The 23,294-nt window shown below is 61.7% G+C and carries 21 protein-coding genes; 10 read left to right on the plus strand and 11 right to left on the minus strand.

Annotated features, from left to right (window positions below):
* Nucleotides 1-83 precede the first annotated feature (83 nt).
* Both dnaN and dnaA read right to left on the minus strand, forming a co-directional pair.
* Complete coding sequence (dnaN, locus tag J2W46_RS18125) at nucleotides 84-1,187, minus strand: DNA polymerase III subunit beta (protein WP_020067348.1); 1,104 nt, start codon at nucleotides 1,185-1,187, stop codon at nucleotides 84-86.
* Nucleotides 1,188-1,414: 227 nt separating this feature from the next.
* Complete coding sequence (gene dnaA, locus J2W46_RS18130) at nucleotides 1,415-3,034, minus strand: chromosomal replication initiator protein DnaA (RefSeq protein ID WP_027804513.1); 1,620 nt, start codon at nucleotides 3,032-3,034, stop codon at nucleotides 1,415-1,417.
* A 384-nt stretch (nucleotides 3,035-3,418) separates the two neighbouring features.
* Here dnaA and rpmH point away from each other — a divergent pair, with 384 nt between their 5' ends.
* The 4 genes from rpmH (at nucleotide 3,419) to yidC (ending at nucleotide 6,097) form a co-directional block, all read left to right on the plus strand.
* Complete coding sequence (gene rpmH / locus J2W46_RS18135; RefSeq protein ID WP_004198824.1) at nucleotides 3,419-3,553, plus strand: 50S ribosomal protein L34; 135 nt, start codon at nucleotides 3,419-3,421, stop codon at nucleotides 3,551-3,553.
* 14 nt (nucleotides 3,554-3,567) lie between these two features.
* Nucleotides 3,568-4,065 carry a ribonuclease P protein component gene (locus tag J2W46_RS18140; protein ID WP_310355348.1) on the plus strand — a complete coding sequence of 166 codons (498 nt, stop codon included), beginning with the start codon at nucleotides 3,568-3,570 and terminating at the stop codon, nucleotides 4,063-4,065.
* Between the two features lie 112 nt (nucleotides 4,066-4,177).
* Nucleotides 4,178-4,408 carry a membrane protein insertion efficiency factor YidD gene (yidD, locus tag J2W46_RS18145; RefSeq protein ID WP_006050604.1) on the plus strand — a complete coding sequence of 77 codons (231 nt, stop codon included), beginning with the start codon at nucleotides 4,178-4,180 and terminating at the stop codon, nucleotides 4,406-4,408.
* 30 nt (nucleotides 4,409-4,438) lie between these two features.
* Entirely contained in the window at nucleotides 4,439-6,097 is a 1,659-nt protein-coding gene (gene yidC, locus J2W46_RS18150) for a membrane protein insertase YidC (RefSeq protein WP_204522608.1), read from the plus strand.
* 114 nt (nucleotides 6,098-6,211) lie between these two features.
* Here the strand turns inward: yidC and J2W46_RS18155 are convergent, their stop codons facing one another.
* On the minus strand, nucleotides 6,212-6,619 hold the full coding sequence (locus tag J2W46_RS18155; RefSeq protein ID WP_027804514.1) for a transcriptional regulator: 408 nt from the start codon (nucleotides 6,617-6,619) through the stop codon (nucleotides 6,212-6,214).
* A gap of 369 nt (nucleotides 6,620-6,988) precedes the next feature.
* Here J2W46_RS18155 and mnmE point away from each other — a divergent pair, with 369 nt between their 5' ends.
* The 3 genes from mnmE (at nucleotide 6,989) to J2W46_RS18170 (ending at nucleotide 10,171) form a co-directional block, all read left to right on the plus strand.
* Nucleotides 6,989-8,383 carry a tRNA uridine-5-carboxymethylaminomethyl(34) synthesis GTPase MnmE gene (gene mnmE, locus J2W46_RS18160; RefSeq protein ID WP_310355349.1) on the plus strand — a complete coding sequence of 465 codons (1,395 nt, stop codon included), beginning with the start codon at nucleotides 6,989-6,991 and terminating at the stop codon, nucleotides 8,381-8,383.
* Nucleotides 8,384-8,554: 171 nt separating this feature from the next.
* Nucleotides 8,555-9,766: a tyrosine-type recombinase/integrase gene (locus J2W46_RS18165; protein ID WP_310355350.1), complete on the plus strand. Its 1,212-nt coding sequence runs from the start codon at nucleotides 8,555-8,557 to the stop codon at nucleotides 9,764-9,766.
* 243 nt (nucleotides 9,767-10,009) lie between these two features.
* A complete protein-coding gene (locus J2W46_RS18170; protein WP_165572585.1) occupies nucleotides 10,010-10,171 on the plus strand; it encodes a hypothetical protein in 162 nt (53 codons plus the stop codon).
* A gap of 90 nt (nucleotides 10,172-10,261) precedes the next feature.
* On the opposite strand, the gene J2W46_RS18175 is transcribed toward J2W46_RS18170, so the two are convergent.
* The gene (locus J2W46_RS18175; protein ID WP_310355351.1) at nucleotides 10,262-10,606 is read right to left on the minus strand and encodes an ecotin precursor; all 345 of its coding nucleotides are present in this window, start codon (nucleotides 10,604-10,606) and stop codon (nucleotides 10,262-10,264) included.
* A gap of 114 nt (nucleotides 10,607-10,720) precedes the next feature.
* Entirely contained in the window at nucleotides 10,721-13,456 is a 2,736-nt protein-coding gene (mdeB, locus tag J2W46_RS18180) for an alpha-ketoglutarate dehydrogenase (RefSeq protein ID WP_310355352.1), read from the minus strand.
* A gap of 150 nt (nucleotides 13,457-13,606) precedes the next feature.
* On the opposite strand from mdeB, the gene J2W46_RS18185 reads away from it, so the two are divergent.
* Together J2W46_RS18185 and J2W46_RS18190 are read left to right on the plus strand one after the other, a co-directional pair.
* Nucleotides 13,607-14,134 carry an Lrp/AsnC family transcriptional regulator gene (locus J2W46_RS18185; RefSeq protein ID WP_310355353.1) on the plus strand — a complete coding sequence of 176 codons (528 nt, stop codon included), beginning with the start codon at nucleotides 13,607-13,609 and terminating at the stop codon, nucleotides 14,132-14,134.
* 138 nt (nucleotides 14,135-14,272) lie between these two features.
* Complete coding sequence (locus J2W46_RS18190; RefSeq protein ID WP_128596074.1) at nucleotides 14,273-14,698, plus strand: HIT family protein; 426 nt, start codon at nucleotides 14,273-14,275, stop codon at nucleotides 14,696-14,698.
* Nucleotides 14,699-14,772: 74 nt separating this feature from the next.
* Here the strand turns inward: J2W46_RS18190 and J2W46_RS18195 are convergent, their stop codons facing one another.
* A complete protein-coding gene (locus tag J2W46_RS18195) occupies nucleotides 14,773-14,952 on the minus strand; it encodes a hypothetical protein (RefSeq protein WP_088176051.1) in 180 nt (59 codons plus the stop codon).
* A gap of 503 nt (nucleotides 14,953-15,455) precedes the next feature.
* On the opposite strand from J2W46_RS18195, the gene sap1 reads away from it, so the two are divergent.
* Nucleotides 15,456-15,794: a surface attachment protein Sap1 gene (gene sap1, locus J2W46_RS18200; protein WP_020067361.1), complete on the plus strand. Its 339-nt coding sequence runs from the start codon at nucleotides 15,456-15,458 to the stop codon at nucleotides 15,792-15,794.
* Between the two features lie 273 nt (nucleotides 15,795-16,067).
* On the opposite strand, the gene J2W46_RS18205 is transcribed toward sap1, so the two are convergent.
* From J2W46_RS18205 to J2W46_RS18225, 5 genes are all read right to left on the minus strand, one after another.
* Nucleotides 16,068-17,801 (minus strand): IlvD/Edd family dehydratase, encoded by a 1,734-nt coding sequence (locus tag J2W46_RS18205; RefSeq protein ID WP_310355354.1) that lies wholly within the window; start codon nucleotides 17,799-17,801, stop codon nucleotides 16,068-16,070.
* Between the two features lie 50 nt (nucleotides 17,802-17,851).
* Entirely contained in the window at nucleotides 17,852-18,856 is a 1,005-nt protein-coding gene (gene araH / locus J2W46_RS18210; RefSeq protein WP_020067363.1) for an L-arabinose ABC transporter permease AraH, read from the minus strand.
* A 119-nt stretch (nucleotides 18,857-18,975) separates the two neighbouring features.
* Nucleotides 18,976-20,538 (minus strand): L-arabinose ABC transporter ATP-binding protein AraG, encoded by a 1,563-nt coding sequence (gene araG, locus J2W46_RS18215; RefSeq protein WP_088176050.1) that lies wholly within the window; start codon nucleotides 20,536-20,538, stop codon nucleotides 18,976-18,978.
* A gap of 92 nt (nucleotides 20,539-20,630) precedes the next feature.
* On the minus strand, nucleotides 20,631-21,635 hold the full coding sequence (locus J2W46_RS18220) for an arabinose ABC transporter substrate-binding protein (protein WP_204522603.1): 1,005 nt from the start codon (nucleotides 21,633-21,635) through the stop codon (nucleotides 20,631-20,633).
* Between the two features lie 136 nt (nucleotides 21,636-21,771).
* Complete coding sequence (locus tag J2W46_RS18225; protein ID WP_310355355.1) at nucleotides 21,772-23,220, minus strand: aldehyde dehydrogenase family protein; 1,449 nt, start codon at nucleotides 23,218-23,220, stop codon at nucleotides 21,772-21,774.
* Nucleotides 23,221-23,294: the final 74 nt, after the last annotated feature.

A 23,294-nucleotide genomic window follows, 5' to 3' on the forward strand; every position in this document is an offset into this window, starting at 1 on the left:
GTTGCTGCTCGGGACTTTTCAAAATGCCATAAAAACGCCAAAGGGGCGCTGCGCCCCTTGGTGTGTTCTGGTTTTTGGACGCGTTAGATGCGCATTGGCATCACGACGTATTTGAATTCGTCGTTCTCGGGAATCGTGATCAACGCGCTGGAGCTGGCATCGCCAAGGCTCACTTGCAACATGTCGACCTTCAGGTTCGCGAGCACGTCGAGCAGATACGTGACGTTGAACCCGATATCGACGCTGTCGCCGTCGTACGCGATTTCCAGTTCTTCTTGCGCCTCTTCCTGATCGGCGTTAGTCGACATGATCTTCAACTGGCCCGGCTCGATAATGCAGCGCACGCCCTTGAATTTGTCCGACGTCAAAATCGCCGCGCGTTGCAGCGAACGCTGCAGTTCTTCACGGCCGATCACGAACTGGTTTTTATGCGACTTCGGAATCACACGCTGGAAGTCGGGGAATTTTCCTTCCACCAGTTTCGACACCAGTTCGACCTGACCGAACGTGAACTTCACCTGCGTTTGCGCGATGTCGATGTTCAGCGTGTCGTCGATGTCTTCCAGCAGACGCTGCAACTCCAGAATCGTCTTGCGCGGAATGATCACTTCCTGGCGCGCGAAGGCACCTTCGATCTTCATCGACGAAAACGCCAAGCGGTGGCCGTCGGTTGCGACCGCCATCAACTGGTCGCCGTCTACTACCAGCAGCATGCCGTTCAGGTAGTAGCGAATGTCCTGCTGGGCCATCGAAAAATGGACCATGCCGAGCAACTGGCGGAACGTCTTTTGCGGAACCACGAGGCTCGCGCCGTAGTCTTTAGCTTGCGCGACCGTTGGGAACTCGTCTGCAGCCAGCGTTTGCAGTGCAAAGCGGCTCTTGCCGGATTGCACCGTCAGACGCTTGTCATTCAGCGTAAGCGTGACCTGGCCGTCGGGCATGGCGCGCAGAATGTCGAGGAGCTTTCGTGCTGCCACCGTGGTGGCCACCGAATCGCCGCCCACGCCGAAATCGGCGCGCGTGGTGATCTGCAACTCCAGGTCGGTCGACAGGAACGACACGTCCGGGCCGTTCTTGGTAATCAGCAAATTGGCGAGGATCGGCAACGTATGGCGGCGTTCGACGATGCCGCTCACGGTTTGCAGCGGCCTGAGGAGGTTATCGCGTTCGGTCTTGACCAGTTGCATAGAGTTCCTTCGTTGATATAACGGCCCACGCGCCTTTCAGCCCTTTTGGGCATTTTTCCGGCACGCAACCGCAGCTCCCCGCCGGCGCCACGCAGCGCCCGTCACGGCGTGAAATCCGCCCGCGGCCGCCGGGCGGTTAAACCTGTATTGTGCCTGAAAAAGGAACCGCCTCACTAAAATGGGGGCGAGTTACGAAATAAACAGGTCGATTTTTCCGTCGGTACCGCTCAGCCTTTCAGCGTCTGCTCCAGCACGTGCAGCTCGTGGTTCAGTTGAGCGTCCTTGCTGCGCTCGTCGGCGATTTTTCGCACCGCGTGCAGCACCGTGGTGTGGTCGCGTCCGCCGAACAACTCGCCGATTTCCGGCAAGCTCTTCTGCGTGAGCTCTTTCGCGAGATACATGGCGATCTGCCGCGGCCGCGCGATGTTCGCCGGCCGCTTTTTCGAATACATGTCCGCGACCTTGATGCTGTAAAAGTCCGCCACGGTCTTCTGAATGTTCTCCACGGAGATCTGGCGGTTCTGCACTGTCAGCAGATCTTTCAGCGCTTCTTTCGTCAGCTCGATAGTGATTTCGCGGCCGTGGAACTTCGAGTACGCCAGAATCTTGCGCAGCGCGCCTTCGAGTTCCCGCACGTTGGAGCGCAGATGCTTGGCGACGAAAAACGCGACGTCTTCATTGAGGCTCACGAATTCCGATTGCGCCTTGCGCATCAGAATCGCGACGCGCATCTCGAGCTCGGGCGGCTCGATCGCCACCGTCAGGCCGGAGTCGAAGCGCGAAATGAGACGGTCGTCGATACCCGAAATTTCCTTCGGATACGTGTCGCTGGTGATAATCACCTGCGCCTTGTTCGCGACCAGCGCCTCGAACGCGTAGAAGAACTCCTCCTGCGTGCGCGACTTGCCCGAAAAGAACTGAATATCGTCGATCAGCAGCAGATCCAGCGAATGGTAGTAGCGCTTGAAGTCGTCGAACGCCTTGCGCTGGTACGCCTTCACGACGTCCGACACGTACTGTTCCGCATGAATGTAGCGGATCCGCGCGCCGGCCTTGTCCATCAGAAGCTGGTTGCCGATTGCGTGGATCAGGTGGGTCTTGCCGAGGCCCACCCCGCCGTACAGGAACAGCGGGTTGTACGAGATGCCGGGATTGTCCGCGACCTGAATCGCCGCTGCACGCGCCAGCTGGTTGGCCTTACCGGTCACGAAGTTGTCGAAAGTCAGGACCGGGTTCAGCTTGGAGCGCTCGTACATCGAGTCGTTGTCGCCGTTGCCATTGGAGCTCGCGCTCTGGCCCGGACGCCATGTGCGGCGCGCGGCCGCGGCTTCGTTTGCGTCGAGGCTCGGCAGGTCGAGGTCGGCGGAATCTTCGGCTGCGGCGCGAGCATTTGCATTGTGCTCAGCTGCCGCGCGGGCGTTCGCGTTGAGGTTCGCCATCGCGCTGTTGGCGCCGTTCGCGCGCGCGGCGTGCGCCGCTTGTACGGCGCCAACGGCCGCGTCCACGGCAGCGCCGTTGCCCGCGCTACCGCCCATGGAATGAGGCGCCGAAGCCGGACGCGGCGCAGCCGGCGCGGCTGCCGCAGGGGCGCGCATGCCGGCTTTGGGATCCAGTACGAATTGCACGTCGACCGGGGTTTGCCAGAAATCGCGGGCCATATCCGCGATGCGGCCGGAGAACTGGCTCTTGACCCAGTCGAGCTTGAAGCGGTTCGGCGCAGCAATGCTGAGCGTGTTCGCAGCGGCGTCGAAGGCGACCGGGGCCAACGGTTTGATCCACGTCACGTACTGCTGGGGCGTGAGTTCACGCTCCAGCAATGCGGAACAGTGTTGCCAGAATTCGTTCATCGAGTTGCTGTCGTTATGGTGTGCACGACGTTCGCCGGTGCCCCCGTCGCGCGCACGCAACAAGGCCCGAAGCAGCCAGGCGTAACAGCCCCAGGCGCCTGTGCCACAAAGGATTTGCGGGGCAAGCGAGCCGGAGCGGCGTGCATCATTTTTGGGAAGTAAGGCGAGATTCTAACGCCAAACGGGAGCCGGAAGTGAGTTATCCACAGGGACGGATCAACTCCGCAAACGCACCGCGCGCCCAGACGGGACCGGCTAAAGTATTGACGGTCAACGAAAAACGGGTTTAAATAGCGGGTTCCGCGAAAACCAATTCAGCAAACCTCCGGCCATTGCGCTTTCAGCGATGATCGCGCGGTTTTTTTTCGATCAAGTGAGAGCAACATGAAACGTACTTACCAACCTTCCGTTACCCGTCGCAAGCGTACCCACGGCTTCCGCGTTCGCATGAAGACCGCTGGCGGCCGCAAGGTCATCAACGCACGTCGCGCGAAGGGCCGCAAGCGCCTCGCCATCTAAGGCAGGCGAGCGGATTGCGCGCTCTGTCCGTACCGGGCAAGACCGGTGGCGAAGCGGGACCGGCAGAGGCGCCGCAGCAGCGCTCGGTACCGTTGCGAGCGCAAGCCGCCTTCCCCAAAGCCGCAAGGCTACTGAAAACGGATGAATTTTCATCCGTTTTTCGTTTGCGCCCGTGGCGCCGCACTGCGCACTTCGTGGTGTACGGCCGGCCTACCGGCAACGAGGCTCGCCTCGGCCTCGTGATCGGCAAGAAGTATGCGCCGCGCGCGGCCACGCGTAATCTGGTACGTCGAGTCGCGCGCGAAGCCTTTCGGGTGCGTCGCGCGGAATTCGGCGGTTGGGACGTGCTGCTGCGTTTGCACACGCGCTTCGACAAAAAGGCTTTGCCGAGCGCCGCGTCGCCGCCGTTAAAGGCGTTGTGCCGCAGTGAAATCGAGTCGTTGCTCGACAAGGCAGCACGCGAAATTGCCCGTCGTCAGGCGCCGCCCGCGGACGCGCCCAAGACGGAATGACGCTCAGGTGACCACCCGCTTTTTCGCTCAGGCTGCAGTAGCCCCGGCAGCCTTGAACGGCGGGTGTCGTCCGGTACTTCACGTTGCGCGGCGCTGTCCGGCCGCACCAGCCATGCAAACGGTACTCATCGCTTTACTGCGTTTTTACAAGCTTGCCGTGAGTCCAATGCTCGGCAATCGGTGCCGTTTTTACCCTTCCTGCTCTGATTACGCGCGCGAAGCAATCCAGTATCATGGCGCCGCGCGCGGGACTTATCTCGCCGCCAGGCGTATTTGCCGTTGCCACCCGTTTTCCGCGGGCGGCATCGATCTCGTCCCGCCTCCCACTTCTGAAAAGCGCTGACGCGCCGTTCCATCGACACTGAGACAACGCATGGATATCAAACGCACCGTCCTATGGGTCATCTTCTTCATGTCAGCGGTCATGCTGTTCGACAACTGGCAACGCGACCACGGACGCCCGTCGATGTTCTTCCCGAGCGCCACGCCGACCAAGACGGTCGGTAGCGCCGCACCGGGAACCACGACGCCGGGAACCCAGCCCGCCGATTTGCCGGCCACCAACGCAGCAGCCCCGGTCAACACGCCGGCGGCTACGCAGTCGCAACTCGTCAAGTTCAGCACCGACGTCTATAACGGCGAAATCGACACTCGCGGCGGCACGCTGTCGAAGCTGTCGCTCGTCAAGCAAGGCGACGGCAAGCAGCCGGATCTCGTCATCACGCTGTTCGACCGCACCGCGAATCACACGTATCTGGCGCGTACGGGTCTGCTCGGCGGCGATTTCCCGAATCACAACGACATCTTCACGCCGTTGCCCAACCAGCCGCACGACCTGACGGGCGACGCCAAATCGTTCCAGCTCAGCTTCGAGTCGCCGGTTAAGGGCGGCCTGAAGGTCATCAAGACCTACACGTTCACGCGCGGCAGCTATGTGATCGGCGTCGATACGAAGATCCAGAACGTCGGCACCGCGCCGGTGAGCCCGTCGGTTTATATGGAACTGGTGCGTGACGACCAGCCGGTGGAAACGCCGCGCTTCTCGCACACGTTCATCGGCCCGGCTGTCTACACCGACCAGCACCACTTCCAGAAGATGACGTTCGGCGACATCGACAAGAACAAGGAAGACTTCACGAAGCAAGCCGACAACGGCTGGATCGCGATGGTGCAGCACTACTTCGCGTCGGCGTGGATTCCGCAGCAGGGCGTGAAGCGCGACATCTACGTCGAGAAGATCGATCCGACGCTGTATCGCGTTGGCGTTAAGCAGCCGGTTGCGGCCATCGCGCCGGGCCAGACGGTCGACGTGTCCGCGCGCCTCTTCGCCGGTCCGGAAGAAGAGCGCATGCTCGAAGGCATCGCGCCGGGTCTCGAACTGGTGAAGGACTACGGCTGGGTGACGATCATCGCGAAGCCGCTTTTCTGGCTGCTCGAAAAGATCCACAGCTATGTCGGCAACTGGGGTTGGGCGATCGTGCTGCTCACGCTGTTGATCAAGGCGGTGTTCTTCCCGCTCTCGGCCGCAAGCTATAAGTCCATGGCGCGTATGAAGGCGATCACGCCGCGCATGCAGGCGCTGCGCGAACGCTTCAAGGGCGATCCGCAGAAGATGAATGCCGCGCTCATGGAACTCTACAAAACCGAGAAGGTGAACCCGTTCGGCGGCTGTCTGCCGGTCGTGGTGCAGATTCCGGTGTTCATCTCGCTGTACTGGGTGCTGCTGTCGTCGGTCGAAATGCGCGGCGCGCCCTGGATTCTGTGGATTCACGATCTGTCGCAGCAGGACCCGTTCTTCATCCTGCCGGTGCTGATGGCTGTTTCCATGTTCCTGCAGACGAAGCTCAACCCGACGCCGCCGGACCCCGTTCAGGCGAAGATGATGATGTTCATGCCGATTGCGTTCTCGGTTATGTTCTTCTTCTTCCCGGCCGGTCTGGTGCTGTACTACGTCGTGAACAACGTGCTGTCGATCGCGCAGCAGTACTACATCACGCGCATGATGGGTCAGTCGAAGGCGAAGCCGGCCTGATCGCTGCTTGAAGCGCTGAGGGCAAGTCGCCTTGCCTGCAAAAACAAAGCCGCCCGGTTCAAACGAACCGGGCGGCTTTTTTCATGCGATCTGTGTGGGCAGACGGCGCACGCGCTACTCTTCTTCGGTATCCTCACCGTAAAAGCGCCCAATCATTTCTTCGACGAGAAAACGGTCTTTCGGCGTCAACGATTCGATCTTGGACGCCAGTTCGATCGTTTCCTGAGAAGGCGGATACTTCTCGCCGCGGGCCATCGGTCTGGCGCTCGCACCGGGCGAAGGCCCGTAGTGCAGCCAGTGCTCCTTCACGTTCAACCACTCGGCAAGCGTGCGCAACTTATCGGGCTTTGGGATCGTCGTACCCGTGAGCCACTTGTGCGCGGTTTGTGGAGTAACCGGACGGTCACCGCGATAGCGAAGGTTGAACTGTTCGGCGAGCTTGGTCCCGCCGCGAATCTTCAGCGGCTCCAATGTTTCCTTCAGCCTCTTCGAGAAGGCAGCTTTTTCTTTCGGGGTTGGCATGGGCCAGATTGTGCAATTCAGCGTCCTCCCAGTTGACAACTGATCAGGCTCATGTTGAACGTATTTGAGATAATTTTAGCTTGCGTGCCGCAGCACAACAGCGATTCAGCGCAATGTCAATTTTTGCGACTTTTCCATGTAGGACGTGCGTCTGCACGGCACAGCGTTCTCGTTGAGTCTGGCTCAGTCCTATTCATCAAGTAAAAATCCTAGCTTGTTTAGGATCAATCTCAACGGCGACCTGGAAAGGACGTTCTGGTCGTCAGGTGACGCGCAGACCGGCCGGCACATAGCCCGCGTTACAATGCCCGGCGCCCCGGAAATGTCCGCGCCGCCCTGCCCCACTCTTCCGATTTCGCCGCCTCACTCATGCTGACCACCGATTCCGATCCCATCGTCGCCATTGCCACCGCGCCCGGCCGGGGAGGCATCGGCGTCGTGCGCATTTCATTTGGACGCGCGGGCGAGGCCGCGGCGCAGCCGCTGATGCAGGTGTTGACCGGGCAAGCACTCGCGCCTCGTCACGCGAGTTATGTGCCTTTTTTCGACGACGGCGGCAACGCGCTCGATCGCGGCATTGCCCTTTACTTTCCCGCGCCGCATTCGTACACCGGCGAACACGTACTCGAGTTGCAAGGCCATGGCGGGCCGGTCGTGCTGCAATTGCTGCTGCAACGTTGCATCGACGCAGGGCGCGGATTTGGCCTGCGGCTCGCCGAGCCCGGCGAGTTCACCCGCCGCGCCTTTCTGAACGACAAGCTGGATCTCGCGCAGGCTGAAGCGGTGGCCGATCTGATCGAAGCGAGCACCGAGGCCGCTGCGCGCTCGGCAGGTCGTTCGCTCGACGGCACGTTTTCGCGCGACATCCATGCTTTGGTCGAAGAAGTAATCACGCTGCGCATGCTCGTCGAGGCAACGCTGGATTTCCCTGAAGAAGAGATCGATTTCCTCGAAGCTGCCGACGCCCGCGGCAAGCTCACGCGCATTCGCGAGCGTCTCGCGCACGTGCTCGCCGAGGCACGGCAAGGTGCGCTGTTGCGCGAGGGATTGTCGGTGGTGCTGGCCGGTCAGCCGAACGTCGGCAAATCTTCGTTGCTCAATGCACTTGCCGGTGCTGAACTCGCTATCGTCACGCCGATTGCGGGCACGACGCGTGACAAGGTCGCACAGACCATCCAGATCCAAGGCATTCCGCTGCACGTGATCGACACCGCAGGCCTGCGCGATACCGAAGACGAAGTCGAGAAAATCGGCATTGCGCGGACGTGGAGCGAGATCGAGCGCGCGGACGTGGTGCTGCATCTGCTGGATGCGCGCACGGGCATGACCGTGGAAGACGAAACCATTGCCGGACGCTTCCCGGCCGGTGTTCCGGTCGTGCGCGTGTTGAACAAGACGGACCTTGTCGGCTTGCCGCCGGAGGCTCGCGCGCTCGATGCCGATTTCGACCTGAGCGAAGTGCGCCTGTCGGCGAAACAAGGCGACGGCGTGAGCTTGTTGCGCGACGAACTCCTGCGCATCGCCGGTTGGCAGGCCGGCGCGGAGAGCGTCTACCTTGCGCGCGAACGTCATCTGATTGCGTTGCGCGCCGCGCAGGACCACCTTGCGACGGCCGCCGCGCATGCCGATCAAAACTCGCAGGCGCTGGATCTTTTCGCCGAAGAACTGAGACTCGCACAGGACCAGCTCAACTCAATCACTGGCGAATTCAGCTCCGACGATCTGCTGGGAGTGATTTTCAGTAGGTTTTGTATCGGCAAGTAGAAGCGGGCATGCAAACCGCCAAAAAATGGCTAAAGGCCGGACTGTAAGCCGCTTGAACGCGTTGCGAGCGAGACGGATCAACATGCTTTGTAGACCAATAACGCCGGCTTTATCTTGGTACACAAACGCAGACAGTTTAAACTCGCTCTGTCGCGTACCAGCCACTCCAACATGCCTCGCCTAGCCGCCCCGCTCACCGAATCCCAGATACGCGCACTTGAACCGCGCGCCGCCCGCTACAGCGTCGCCGACGGCAACGGCCTCGTGATCGAAGTGATGACCACGGGCACGAAGATCTGGCGCTTCCGGTATTCGCTGAACGGCAAGCGCCAGCCGCTTGCGACCATCGGCGATTACCGGATGATTTCGCTGCGCGTCGCCAGAGCGAAGGCGCAGAAGTACGCGGAGCTCGTCGCGCAAGGAATTTCGCCGGTCGCGACTGCACGCCGCGACCGCGGGGCCGAAGCGAAAGCCGACGTGCTGCGTGAAGCAGCCGAGCTTTATATGGCGACCGAGATGGCCGGGAAGTCAGATGAATATCGACGCACCACGCGCCGCGCGCTCGACAAAGACGTGTTGCCTGCAATCGGCGGCATGCGGGTCAAGGCGGTGACCGCGGAGCATGTCGTCGCCATCTGCGAGGCGATCAAAAGCCGCGGCTCGCCGAAGATGGCGCTGCATACCCGCAACGTCATCAAGCGACTCTACGAGTATCTGATCGCTCGCCAACTGGCAACCTCAAACCCGGCGGAAGTCGTGCCGGCGCGCTCCATCGCCACCTTCGAGAGCCGCACCCGCGTGCTTTCCGGCGAGGAGATCGGCACGATGCTGCATTCGATCGAAACGTCGAGCATCCGCCAGCCACTCAAGATAGCGCTGCATCTGTTGGTGCTGACGATGGTACGCAAATCTGATCTCGTGGAGGCGACGTGGGACGAGTTCGATCTCGACCGCGCGCTGTGGCGCATCTCCGCCGCGCGTCTGCATCAAGATACGGATCGCATCGTCTACCTGCCTCAGCAGGCGGTCGCGATGCTGCAACAGTTGCATCGCACGCGAGCAAGCCAAACCTTCGTCTTTCCGAGCGTAAGGGGCGACGACCGGCCGATTGCAAAGAGCACGCTCAACCAGGCGGTGAAGGCGCTTGGCCTGGAAGTCGAACATTTCGTTCTTCACGACTTCCGCCGGACGGCGTGGGCGCATCTGCGCGAGATGACAGAGCATGCACAACGGGACAAAACATCAGCGCAAACGCGACAAAGCGAGTCGCAAGGCGAGCCTGAATCCGGTCCGGCTGAGCAGCGGCAAATCGCGCAGCAATGGGCGGATTTCGTCGATGCAGAGCTCGACGCAGCGCGGAAAAGAGCCGTGGGCGCGGGATGATCGAAGGAGCAGGACGCACGTAAAGGCGAAATGCCCGCGACCTGCAATTTTAGGTACACAAAGACACGGCAGGCTGCTCCAAGCGCCTGCCCTGTAAAGAAAACGGGCGTAGTTCACGAGGTTATTAATACATCGCCACAAGCGCAAAAGCGCCAAGCCATGCCCTCGCATCACGCGGCGCTTCTCTCCTGCGACTGATCGCCTACACTGGAGCAACGATGCAACCTTTTCGTGGAGGCTGCCATGTCTGAATCGTTGATCGCTTACCTGCTTGGGCCGACCGTGATGCTGCTGGTCGGCGGGGCAATCTGGGCGGCCTCCCGCTATCACCACAAGGCGGGACCGCAAAAGCTCGAGCGCTGGCTGGATACGCACTACGCCGAGTGGCTGCATCACAAGCACTGAAGCCCGCGCCTTGCGGCGTCAAAACAAAAGGCCGTCGCAGTGAGCGACGGCCTTTCTGTCTGCAGCGTGCAGTTACGACCCGCCTACCATTTACCACCTGGGCGCAGGCTCGCCATATTCGTACTGCTGCTGCGGCGCTCCGCACGCCACATATCCGCGCTGGTACTGGTCGTAGCAGTAGCCCGGGGGCGGGCCCGCGTAAGCCGGTGCCTGCTGGTACACCGGCTGTGCATAGACAGGCTGCGCATAGACCGGTTGTTGATAGGCCACCGCGGGCGCAGGATTCAATATCGACGTCACGACCGCGCCCAGCACCGCGCCGCCGATCAGTGCGCCCACTACATCGCCGCCGCCACCGCCATGACCATGAGCCGACGCTTGTCCCGCGACGCTCAAGCTGCCCACCATCACTAACGCCACTGCTAACTTTTTCATTTTTCGCTCCCGCCGTTCAGGCATGGAACGAATTGTCGGCTACGCGCGCAGAAATAGATGCTGCAAGTGGTAACGACACATTACCTGTGTAACCACCACCGTCGACCGGTCGGATCAACGTTCCCACGACGCCGCTTGCACCGGCGCATCGCCGTAATACCGCTGACGCGCATCGCTCAGAACATGCCCCTCAAGCACGCCTTCGTCCTTTAGCGCTTTGAGCGCGGCCATGACGATCGCCTTGCGATCCACCTCGAAAAATTCCCGCAAGGCCTCACGTGTATCGCTGCGGCCGAAACCGTCCGTGCCGAGCGTCACGTAGCGGCGCGGCACGTATGCGCGAATCAGCTCGGGCACGGCGCGAACATAATCCGTCGCGGCGATGATCGGCCCTTCCGACTCGCCCAGCACTCGCGCGACGTAAGGCACGGGCGACGACGCATCGCCATAACGCGCAAGCCGCTCCGCCGCCATGCCGTCGCGCTGCAATTCGCTGAAGCTGGTCACGCTCCACACCGCGGCGTCGATCTGCCAGTCGTCCTTCAGCATGCGTTGCGCGGCGATGACCTCGCCAAGAATAGCTCCGGCGCCGAGTAATTGAATCTGCGCCGGCGCGCCCTTCTCCGCACCGGCGGCAAGCGGATAAATGCCCTTCAGAATACCTTCGCGGATGGCAGCCACATCGCCGTCCGGTGCACAAGGCTGCGCGTAGTTCTCGTTCATCACCGTGACGTAATAGAACACGTCGCGCTGACGTTCGACCATCTCCCGCATCCCTTCGTCGACGATTACCGCGACTTCGTAAGCGAACGCGGGATCGTACGCGCGGCAGTTCGGAATGGTCGATGCCGCCAGATGGCTCGTGCCGTCCTGATGCTGCAAGCCCTCGCCGCCGAGCGTCGTCTTGCCCGACGTCGCACCGATCAGAAACCCGCGTGCGCGCTGGTCAGCGGCTGCCCAGATGAGATCGCCGATCCGCTGAAAACCGAACATCGAGTAGTAGATGTAGAACGGCAGCATCGGCAGGTCGTGCACGCTGTACGACGTCGCGGCCGCGATCCACGACGACACCGCGCCCGCTTCCGAAATGCCCTCCTCCAGAATCTGTCCTTGCGTGTCCTCGCGGTAATACAGCATCGAGCCGAGGTCTTCCGGCTCGTAAAGCTGACCCAACGGCGAGTAGATACCGACCTGGCGGAACATGTTCGCCATGCCGAAGGTGCGCGCCTCGTCGGCGACAATCGGTACGACGCGTGGGCCGAGACCCGCGTCCTTCAGCAGCGCGGTCAGCATCCGAACGAGCGCCATCGTCGTAGACATTTCGCGGCCGTTGCAATCAAGCGCGAACTGGCTCCAGGAGGACATCGGCGGGACGATCAGCCCCTCCGACGCAACTCTCCGCCTTCTGGGCAGATAGCCTCCGAGAGCGGCCCGGCGAGCATGCAGGTATTGCATTTCCGGACTGTCTTCCGCGGGTTTGTAAAACTTCACCTGTTCGACGTCCGCGTCGGTGAGCGGCAAACGGAACCGGTCGCGAAACGCCTTGAGGTCGTCGAAATCGAGCTTTTTCTGTTGGTGCGTGGTCATGCGGCCCTGGCCAGCGGTGCCCATGCCAAAGCCTTTCATCGTCTTTGCGAGGATCACGGTCGGCTGGCCGCGATGCGCGAGCGCTTTTGCGTAAGCCGCATGCAGCTTGCGCACGTCGTGACCGCCGCGCCGCAAGCGGTCGATATCCTCGTCGCTCAGTTGTGCGGCGAGCGCGGCCAATTCCGGGTTCTGTCCGAAGAAGCGCTCGCGGTTGTACGCGCCGTCGTTCGCCGAAAAAGTCTGGAACTGGCCGTCGACCGTATTCGCGAACGCGCGCAGCAAAGCGCCGCTGTGGTCGCGCGAGAACAGCGCGTCCCAGTCCGAGCCCCAGATCACCTTGATCACGTTCCAGCCGGCGCCGACAAAATGCGCCTCCAGTTCGTCGATGATCCGGCCATTGCTGCGCACCGGACCATCCAGACGCTGCAGGTTGCAATTGATGACGAACACCAGATTGTCGAGCCCTTCGCGCGCGGCCAGCGACAATGCGCCGGTCGACTCCGGCTCATCCATTTCGCCGTCGCCGAAAAAGCCCCACACCTTGCGGCCTTCAGTGAGCGCGAGGCCGCGATTCGCGAGGTAGCGCATGAAGCGCGCTTGATAAATCGCATTGATCGGGCCAATGCCCATCGAGCCAGTGGGAAACTGCCAGAAGTCCGGCATCAGCCACGGATGCGGATACGAACAGAGCCCCGGCCCGCCGATCTCACGACGGTAATGCCGCAGATTGTCCTCGGAGAGAAAACCTTCCAGATACGCGCGCGCATACACACCCGGCGACGAATGCGGCTGGAAATACACGAGATCGCCCGTGCCCTCGCCCGCCCCCGGCATCGACGCGCGAAAGAAATGGTTGAAGCCGACTTCGAACAGATCGGCCGCCGATGCATAGCTCGCGATGTGGCCGCCGAGTTCGCCGTACGCCTTGTTCGCGCGCACCACCATTGCGAGAGCGTTCCAGCGCAGCGCCGCGGCAAGCCGCTCCTCCATTTCGAGATTGCCCGGATAGCGCGGCTGATCTTCGGGCGCGATCGTGTTGCGATATGGCGTGACGTTGGTACGCGCCGATTCGACGCCGAGCGACACCGCGTGACTCGCGAGCCGGTCGAACAGAAACTGCGCGCGCTCGCGGCCCACGTGTTCCACGACAGCGTCGAGCGCCTCGAGCCACTCCGCTGTTTCCTGCGGATCGGCGTCCGCCGCCTCCGTGCGCTGAACGCCGAGGCTCCGTACCTGCTCACTACCGCTGGACAAATCCGTCATAGCACCACTCCGCATCGACACGCCGGTTCAAGATCGAGTGAGTCAATGGTACTTACGAGTCGGCAAAATGAGCGTCTCATTTGCTTGCAATCGCGCGCTGCGATAGGCTATTTATTCCAGATTTCGCCTTGCTCACGGAATATTTCATCTATGACCACGCCACCCAGACGGCTCGATCGGATCGACATCGGCATCCTGAGCCAGTTGCAGCAAAACGCGCGCATCACTAACGCCGACTTGGCGCGCTCGGTAAATCTCTCGCCCACGCCGTGCTTCAACCGCGTGCGCGCGCTCGAAAAGCTCGGTCTCGTCAAGCAGCAGGTCACGCTGCTGAACCCTGAGCCGCTCGGGCTACGCATCAACGTGTTCATTCAGGTAAGTCTGGAAAAACAGGTGGAGGACGCGCTGCTGCGTTTCGAGCAGGCCATTTCCGAGCGACCGGAAGTGATGGAGTGCTATTTGATGACGGGCGATGCCGACTACCTGCTGCGCGTGGTGATGCCCGATATGCAGACTCTGGAGCGCTTCATCGTCGATCATTTGACGAAGATTCCGGGCATTTCCAACATCCGCTCCAGCTTTGCACTCAAGCAGGTGCGATATAAGACGGCGCTGCCGCTGCCGTCGTCTGGATTGACGCTGACCGACCCGGACGACGTGGCGACCGACTGGCGCTGACGCGTCACCGCGCCTCGCTTCGTTTCGCTTCGGCCAAAGCGGTGGGCTGCTGTAATAGTGGCGGCCGAGAATGGGCACGACGGCGTGCGTCAAACCTTACCCGCGACAAGCGTGCAACAAAAATCAGGAGAAAAAGCGATGAACTACGACGACAGCAATCCCTTCGCGAAGATTCTGCGCGGCGAGCTACCGTGCATCAAGGTCGCGGAAACCGATGCCGCGCTCGCCTTCATGGACCTGATGCCGCAAGCCGACGGCCATTTGCTCGTCGTGCCGAAAGAAGCGGCTGCGGAGATCTTCGACCTGTCGGACGCGGCGACGGTCGCATGCATGCGCATGACGCAAAAGCTTGCCGTCGCCGTGCGCGCGGCGTTGCGTCCGGACGGCGTGTTCATCGGCCAGTTCAATGGCGCGGCTGCCGGGCAGACGGTGCCGCATGTGCACTTTCACGTGATTCCGCGCTGGGAAGGTCAGCCTTTACGCATGCACGCGCGCGACGTCGCGGACGCAGACACACTCGAAGCGCTGGCCAAACGCATTCGCGCGCATTGGCGAGCGGACTGAGCTGCGAGTCTTCAGTCTTCGGTGACATGCGGCGCGCTCGTAGAGTGCGCTCACCGCAGCGCACGGGCGCCGCGTTACAGCCGATGCCGCGAGCGGCGCAGCGGATGACGCCAGTCGACGCGACGCGGTCTCGCTTGCATGGGGCGCGTGTCGTGCAGATGCCGGTGTTCCTGCCACAATTCGTCGGAGAAAAGAAACGCGACGATCAGCAGCGGCAGGACGAGAAAAACGCCCAATATGAGGTTCTCGAGCACGGCGGCCTCCGTTCTCACGTTGCATGGTTTTTATTGTAGAGCACCGCACGTACCTGCAATGTCGGCCAGTTGCCGTCCAGGTGCGGCGCATAACGCTGAGCGGTACCTGGCATCGTTTATCTTCTGCATTTACACCGTTATATCCGCCGCTTTAACAAGTCGGCGAAATGACTTTGTGTGCAACGCACCAAGCGCCCTTGCCCTTACTAATAAATCGCTTAAATCGAATATCGCGTTAACGCTAATACGGCCCGCAAAGCATTACTGGTTAAAGCCGTGCGCGGGCGGAGTCGCTTAGTTATCCCGCTTAATTTGGTGGCTTTGATGCGTCGCCGAACCATCCGTCATATGACGCGCACGGTGCGACAATCTGCCACTGTTGCGACCGCACACAAGATGTGCTTGTGGTTCTTGCGCGTTCTCCTAAAGTGCAAGGTGCGGGCTAGACGATGGAGTTAAATACATAGCTAACCTGAGCATTCGGCCCGCACCCGGAGGAACATATGAAAACTCGACTCGCCCTTGTTTTCGCCGTTGCAAGTCTGGCTGCCGCAAGTGTTCAGGCGCAAGACGTCATGATCAAGCCGCAGCAAACCATTCAGTTCAAAGCCAACTCGTACGGCTGTTTGTCGAAAGACAAGCTCGACGCCGTCAATGAGCACGCGCAAGCCGGTGAACAGCAGAAAATGCAGGAGTTCTTCTCCGGGTATCAATGCGTCTCTACGCCGGAGAATTCGAGCTTCCGCGTCGTGCGTGTCGTCGGTCACGACTTCGAGTTCGTGAATGCCAGCAATAGCGACACGCAAGGCCTGTGGGCGAACGATCGCTTCATCAAGCAATGATCTTATAGAACACTGAGTGCGCAGACTTTCGGCGAGTTGCCGTAACGACATGCGCTCCAGTGAATTCTCTGGCTTAAAAAGCCGGAGACTGTGAGCTTGTGCTTAAAAAAAATCGGTTGGACATTTTTCAATGTCCGGCCGATTTTTATTTGTGCGACATGTACGTGCGATGCGCGTAAAAAAGCCGATGCGGTTATGTGGAACCGCATCGGCAGCACGCCTTCTCGCAAAGCGCAGGAACAACCGTTTAACTCTTCAAACGACTCGCGCCGCTCAGTGCGAGTCGCGCGGCACCGGCGCGCCGCTGGACCCCACCAGGAAGTCGAGATCCGCGCCCTGATCCGCCTGCAGCACGTGCTCGACGTAGAGCTTGTAGTAACCGCGCTTCGGCGACTCGGGCGCCTGCCATGCGGCACGCCGGCGCGCGAGTTCGTCGTCGCTCACGTCGAGGTGCAGGCGCCGCGCTTCGACATCCAGCTCGATCATGTCGCCGGTCTGCACGAAAGCCAGCGGCCCGCCCGCAGCTGCTTCAGGCGACACGTGCAACACCACCGCGCCGTACGCTGTGCCGCTCATGCGTCCGTCGGAAATACGCACCATGTCGGTAATGCCTTTTTGCAGCACCTTTTTCGGCAACGGCATATTGCCCACTTCGGCGAAGCCCGGATAACCCTTCGGCCCTGCGCCTTTGAGCACCATGATGCAGTTTTCGTCGATGTCGAGCGACTCGTCGTCGATCTTCGCGTGCAACTCTTCGATGTTTTCGAACACGACCGCGCGGCCTCGGTGCTTCAGCAGTTCCGCAGTGGCCGCCGACGGCTTGATCACCGCGCCGTTCGGCGCCAGGTTGCCCTTGAGGACCGCAATGCCCGCCTTCGGCTTGAACGGCTCGGCGAACGTCGTGATGACTTTCTCGTCATGGTTCGGCGCGTTGCGCACGTTGTCCCAGATGGTCTTGCCGTTCACGGTAAGCGCCTCGCGATGCAGCAGCCCTTGCTCGGCCAGTTGCTTGAGCACCGCCGGCAAACCGCCCGCGTAGTAGAAGTCTTCCATCAGGTATTCGCCTGACGGTTGCAGATTCACGAGACACGGCACGTTGGAGCCGAGCTCCCAGTCTTCCAACGAAAGCTCTACGCCAATGCGCTTCGCGAGCGCGATCAGATGCACGACGGCGTTGGTCGAGCCGCCAATCGCCGCATTCGTGCGGATTGCGTTTTCGAAGGCCTGACGCGTGAGAATCTTGTCCATCGTCAGATCTTCGCGAACCATGTCGACGATGCGCCGCCCGGCCAGATGCGCGAGCACCTGGCGTCGCGCGTCGACTGCGGGAATGGCGGCGTTGTGCGGCAAGCCCATGCCGAGCGATTCGACCATCGAAGCCATCGTCGACGCCGTGCCCATCGTCATGCAGTGGCCGCGCGAGCGGTTCATGCACGACTCCGCCTCGGTGAATTCTTCCTGCGTCATCGAACCGGCGCGCACTTCCTCGGACATCTGCCACACGCCTGTGCCCGAGCCGATATGCTTGCCGCGGAACCGGCCGTTCAGCATGGGTCCACCCGACACCGCGAGCGCGGGCAGGTTGCACGACGCCGCGCCCATCAGCAGCGCAGGCGTGGTCTTGTCGCAGCCGACGAGCAGAATCACGCCGTCCATCGGATTGCCGCGAATCGATTCCTCGACGTCCATCGAAGCGAGGTTGCGGAACAGCATGGCCGTCGGTCGCAAATTGGTTTCGCCGAGCGACATCACCGGAAACTCCAGCGGCAAACCGCCCGCTTCATGCACGCCTTTTTTCACGTATTCCGCGAGCTCGCGAAAATGCGCGTTGCAGGGCGTGAGTTCCGACCATGTATTGCAGATGCCGATTACCGGACGTCCGTCGAATTCGTCGTGCGGAATGCCCTGGTTTTTCATCCACGAGCGATGCAGAAACCCGTCGCGGTCCTTGAGGCCAAACCACGCCTGGCTGCGCAGCGGCTTTTTTGTCTGGTTGGAATCAGCCATGAAATCTCCTGTTGGCAAACATGTAGGGCAGGGCGCGCGTCATTGCACGCTTAGTGCACGCGCTTGCTGCGGCGGAACTGGTCGAACAGCACCGCGAGCAGCAGGATCCCGCCGCGAATCAGGTATTGATAAAAAGTCGGCACGTTCATCAGGCTCATTGCGTCCTGCACGGAACCCATGATCAGCACGCCCACCAGCACGCCGGAAATCGTCGCGACGCCGCCCGTCAGCGACACGCCGCCGAGCACGCACGCGGAGATCACGCCGAGTTCGAGACCGACCGACGTCTTCGGATCGCCGAGACTCATACGCGACGCAAGCATCACGCCCGCAAAGCCGGTGACGAGCCCTTGAAGCACGAACACGGTGATCTTGATGCGCGTGACGGGCAGACCCGCAAGCAGGGCCGCCTCGCTGTTGCCGCCGACCGCCAGCACGTTCTTGCCGAACACGGTTTTCTTCAGCAGAAAACCGAACACCACGAAGCCGATGATGTTGCTCCAGATCGGATACGAAATGCCGAGGAAGGAGCCGCCGCCCAGATCGAAGAAGCGTTCTTCCGAAATCATCACCGCGTCGCCGCTCGACGTGATGAAGGCGAGGCCCCGCACGACTTCCATCATCGCGAGCGTGACGATCAGCGAATTGATCTTGTAGCGCGCGACCAGCACGCCGTTCACGAGCCCGACCGCGCCGCCGGCAAGCACGCCCGCGGCAACGCCGAGCAATACGCTATGCGTCACGGTGATCAACGTGGATGCCACGACCCCCGCAAACGCCACGATCGACGCGACCGACAGATCGACCTCGCCGAGCGCGAGCACGAACATCATGGTCACGGAGATCGAGCCGATCAGCGTGACGGAAAGCAGCAGGCCCTGAATGTTTCGTGAACTCAGGAAGTCGGGCACGGTGAACGACAGCACCGCAAACAGGATGATGAAGACCATCACGATGCCGGACTTGTTGATCAGATCCCAGGTCCGCGCGGCGCGCGCGCTCAGGCCCGCGGAAGCGACGGCTGGCGTGGAGGGGTCGGTCGATGGTGTGTGCATGATGTGTGTTCCGTTTCAATGCCGCGTGGTTCGGTTCGACGGCGCGATTCAGTTGCGTTCGGTTCAGGTGCCTTCTTCAGGGGCCTTCATTTGTCTGGCACCTGAGGCCAGCATGTGTTCTAGCGAGGCAGCGCGAGCTTGATGAGCGCATCGGGTGTCGCCTGTGCTTTCGGCAGATCGCCGACCAGGCGGCCTTCTTTCATTACGATCACGCGGTCGGTCACGCCGATTACTTCGGCAAGATCGCTCGACACCACGATCACCGTACGTCCCGCGTCCGCGAGCCCATACAGCAGACCGTAAATCTCGCTGCGCGCACCGACGTCGATGCCGCGCGTGGGTTCGTCCATCAGGAACACGTCGATGTCTTCCGCGAGCCAGCGCGACAGAATCACCTTCTGCTGATTGCCGCCCGAGAGCGTGCCGATCGGCGTCTCGCCGTTGCGCGTCTTGATCGCGAGCTTGCCGATGAACTCTTTCGCGGTCTGCGCTTCCTTGCGTCCGTTGAGCACGTTGAAGCGGCTGAAGTGGCGGCGGCAACTGATGTTGAGGTTGTCCGAAACCGAAGCGATCGAAACAATGCCTTCCTGCTTGCGATCTTCGGGACACAGCGCGACGCCCGCGCGCACTGCGTCGCGCGGCGTGGCGAAGCGCACCTGCTTGCCTTTGAGCGTGATGTCGCCGGCCGTGGGTTTGACCGCGCCGTAGATGAGCTTCATCAGTTCGGAGCGCCCGGCCCCGACGAGTCCGAAGAAGCCGACGATTTCGCCTTTGCGTGCGGAGAATGTGGCGGGCTCGCGCAGGCCCGGTCCCATCAATCCCTTGACGTCGAGTTGCACATCGCCGACATCGCGCGTGCGATAGCCGTACACGTCGGCGATCGAACGGCCCACCATGCAGCTGATCAGGCGGTCACGGTCGAGGCCTGCGCCTGCGTCGAACGTGTCGATGCGGCGGCCGTCGCGAAACACGGTGACGCGATCGCATAGTTCGTAGACTTCATCCATCCGATGCGTGACGTAGATGATCGCGCGGCCTTCGGCACGCAACGCGCGAATGATCCGGAACAGTTGCGTGGTCTCGCGCGACGACAACGAACTCGTCGGTTCGTCGAATGCAATCACGCGCGCGTCGCGCATCAGCGCCTTGCCGATTTCGATCATCTGACGCTGACCAATCGACAGATTTTTCACCTGCTGCGACGGATCGATTTTTTCGCCGAGGCGTTCGAGTTCGCGCACCGCGCGCGCGACGAGCGCCTTTTCGTCCAGCACACCGAAGCGGTTGGGCAGCGCGCCGAGCATCAGGTTTTCGGCCACCGTCAATTCCGGCACCAGGTGCAATTCCTGATAGATGATCGCGACACCCGCCGCGATTGCCGCCTTCGTCGTGGTGAACTGCTGCTCCACGCCATCGAGCGACAACGTGCCCGCCGCGGGCTGGTTCACGCCGGACAGGACCTTGAGCAGTGTCGATTTGCCGGCGCCGTTTTCGCCCATGAGGCCGTGCACTTCGCCGCGACGCACTTCGAGCGACACCTGGTCGAGCGCGAGCACGCCGGGAAAGCGCACGGTGATGCCGTCGAGTTGCAGATACGGCTCGGTCGAAGCGGGCACAGGCGAGGGCGTCTGTAGCGGCGCGTCGGCACCGCTAAGGGATGTCGCAGTGTGTGAGGACGTCATCAAAAAACCTCAATGGTGGACAAGCTGTGCGGGCCGCTCTCGCGTCAGGCAAATGCGAGGCGCGGCCCGCCGCGTGCAAAGTCGAACGCAGCTTAAATGCCGAGTTCTTTACGCACGTCCTGCCAGTTGCTGCGCACCATCAACTTGCCAGTGGTCTGCGTATCGGCGGGCGGCTGCTTGCCGTCCTTGATCCATTCCACGAGGTTCTCGGTGCTCTCCTTGCCGTGCATCGTCGAGCTGACGGCGATCGTGCCGTAGAAGCCCGTCGGCTCTTTCTTCTGGAACTCGGCGAAAGCCTCGCCTGCACCGTTGATGCCGACACCGATCACGTCCGCTGCCGGAATATGCAGCTGCTCGGTAGCACGCACGCCGCCCAGCACGCTTTCCTCGTTGAGCGCAAAGATCACCCACTTCTTGATGTTCGGATGCTTGGCCAACACCGGCGACGACGCGTTGAAGCCGCCTTCGTCGTCGGTCGTCTTTTGCGGGGCGTCGAAAATGTTTTCCTTCTTGAAGCCGCCGGCGAGCAGCGTTTCAGTCGCGCCGTCGGTACGCAATTTCGCGGTCGGCAGTTCGTAGTTCGTGATACGCAGTGCGCCGACTTCCTCGGGCTTCCAGCCGCGGCGCTTCATTTCGTCGCTGATTGCCTGGCCGACCTGGTTGCCGATCTTGAACGCGGACATGCCGAGGTGAGGCACATTGGCGAGCGGCTTGCCGCTGGAATCAACCAGTTGATCGTCGACGGTGACGAACTTCATGTTGTAGCGCTTGGCGCGCGCCTGAATGGCCGGTCCGAGACGCACGTCAGGCGCGCAGATCACGAAGCCCTTCGCGCCCTGGGCGCCGAGATTGTCGATCGCGGACAGCACTTTCTCGCCGTCCGGCGTGCCGATGTTCACGACCGAAAAGCCGTCCTTCTGACCGAGCGCGGTCGCGGCTTTCTGTTCGTTGATAAACCACGCCTGCTCCGGCATCTTCACGAGGAAGCCTACTTTGAGCGGCTGATCCGCGTGCGCGGAAAGTTGGGCGGCGAACGGCGCGGCGATTGCGGCGGCGGCGATCGCGGTTAGCGTCAAACGGCGAAGCTTGCTGGTCATTTCTGTCTCCTGAGGTTGAAAAGCTGCATTGATTTCGTTTATGTGCAGCGAGGCGATACGCGACGGCGCTAGCCGGGGCGTAAAAACGTGGCTATGGGATCGAGGCGGGCGGCCGCGCGCAAAAATGTCTTCACGATCAGCTCGCGACGTACGCCGTTTTCACGGCCGTCCAGAATGCTGCGTCGGTCGAGCCGTACGCGGACGCCTTGCGCCCGCCACCAGGCGCGTGATGCTCCACGGCCGAGGTCGGCAGATTGATCGTGACGAGACCGCTATGCACGTGACGGCGGAAATGCCGCGCGCGGCTGAGCGAGCGCGTGCAGATGCCGGCGCATAGACCGTAAGCGGTGTCGTTCGCGAGATGCAGCGCGTGATCGTAGTCGTCGGCACGGAGCACGACCGCGAGCGGACCGAAGATTTCCTCGCGCGCAATGCGATGTTCCGGTTCGCCGACGAACAGCGCGGGCTCGAAAAAGTAGCCGCGCGTCGCGCGTTCCAGTTGACGGCCGCCGTGCAGCAATTGCGCGCCTTCCTGCTTGCCGATTTCCACGTAATCGAGATCGCGTTCGAGTTGCGCGGCGTTCGCTACCGGGCCCATGTCCGCGCCGTGCTTGAGCGCGTGGTCCACGTTGAGCCTGGCGAGCTTCGTCTGCAATGCGTCGACGAACGGCTCGAATATCGAGCGTTCGACGATCAACCGCGCCGCCGCCGTGCTGCGCTGGCCGGTCGAGCCGTACGCGCCGGTCAATGCGGCATCGACCGCGCTGTCGAGATCGGCGTCGGCCAGAACGACAAAGGGATTCTTGCCGCCCATTTCCAGTTGCACGCGCGCCTGGCGCGCGGCAGCAGCTTGCAACACGCGCGTGCCGGTTTCCGCCGAACCGCTGAAGCTGATCGCCGCGACGAGCGGATGAGCGACGATTCGCGCGCCGACCTGCCGGCCGCTGCCCATCACGAGATTGAAGACACCGGCCGGCAAACCGGCGCGGCTCACGATCGACGCAAGCGCCGCCGCGCAAGCCGGTGTCGATTCAGCCGGCTTGTAGACCACGCAATTGCCGTGCGCCAGCGCCGCGCCGATCTTCGCCGCGGCGATTGCGAGCGGCGCGCTCCACGGCGCGATGATTCCGACCACGCCGAGCGGTTCGCGCGTCATGTCGATTTCGACGCCCGCGCGCGCCGACGCAAGCGGTTCGGCATACGCGCGCTGTGCATCGGCGGCGAGCAGCTTGAACGTCTGACCTGCGCGCGTGGCCTCGGCCAGCGCCTCGGGCAATGTCTTGCCGACTTCGCGCGCGAGCAGTCGGCCGAGTTCGTCGCGGCGCGCCAGCATTTCGCTGCCGATTGCGTCGAGCGCGTCGGCGCGACGCTGCGCCGAACTGAGCGCCCATTCGCGGAAGGCCGCGCTTGCCGCTTCGATCGCGCTATCGGTTTGCCGGACGTCGGCGCGGACATATTCGCCGACAGGTTCGTCCAGATCCGACGGATTGAGCGAGACGCCCGTGGTCGCACCCGTCTCCCATCCGCCATTGATGTAATGGCGCAGCGGGCTGGCAACGAGCGGGACGAGCGGATCGCGGTTCATCGACGGAAAGGCGCCACATGAGAAGCTTAAAGTCCACGAATGGTATGAGTGCGCGCAATAACTTTCCAATCCGT

The sequence above is a fragment of the Paraburkholderia strydomiana genome, from assembly GCF_031456815.1.
Taxonomy (GTDB): domain Bacteria; phylum Pseudomonadota; class Gammaproteobacteria; order Burkholderiales; family Burkholderiaceae; genus Paraburkholderia; species Paraburkholderia caledonica.